A 707-nucleotide genomic window follows, 5' to 3' on the forward strand; every position below is an offset into this window, starting at 1 on the left:
ACATGATAATTGGTGACCACATAGAAATTTCCAGCCGCGCCGGGAATTACAAAACCGGAGCCGGTGGCTCCTTTCAAGAAAAGTTCAATAGATTTAGCCGCATTGGTTTGCCCGTTTTTTTCAAGTTCCGCTTTAATTTTTTCAAAAAAAGCCACAATGCCGGGATGATAGCTTTGATTGATCAAGCCTACATAATCCCGTAAAACGCCCGCAGGAGGAGCGGACTGTTGGGAAAAAACACAAACGTGAAAAGCAAGAATTAATATTATAAAAATGAATAAAGAACGATATTTCATAGATACTCTTTATTTTTTTCCAACCATCCATTCTTTTATCAGTTCGGATTTTGTTGTTGTATCATATAGTTGAAGATAAAATTCAATTCCTTTAAAACCTAAAGCTAATGTCTTAGATCTTCCTCTAACCTCGTATTTTTTTCCGGGTTCAAAATTATATGGCAGTTCAATATCTTCAAATTTATATGTAGTAGATGAATACTGATTACTGAATGTATACTCCAAATTAAATAGAAAACTGGTATTCCCTGCCGGAATGGTAAGGATGATTTTATCATTACTTTTAATAATTCTTTTTTTATATATAATATCATTTATGCTTATCCCATTCCATTCTTTAAAAATGAAATCCCCATTTACCGTGTTGTTTTGAAATGTTACCGTTACATTTTGATCAGCCGGATTTTGTTG

The 707-nt window shown here is 33.5% G+C and carries 1 protein-coding gene and 1 pseudogene; both read right to left on the bottom strand.

All coding sequences use genetic code 11. The features are described 5' to 3' along the window. Window positions 1–296 (bottom strand): annotated as a pseudogene (locus ACYVRH_RS13870) (hypothetical protein); the annotation flags it as partial. A gap of 9 nt (window positions 297–305) precedes the next feature. Continuing rightward, on the bottom strand, window positions 306–707 hold a 402-nt coding region (locus ACYVRH_RS13875), incomplete at its 5' end, for a hypothetical protein (protein ID WP_461257473.1).

The sequence above is a fragment of the Treponema sp. R80B11-R83G3 genome (genome assembly GCF_054786115.1).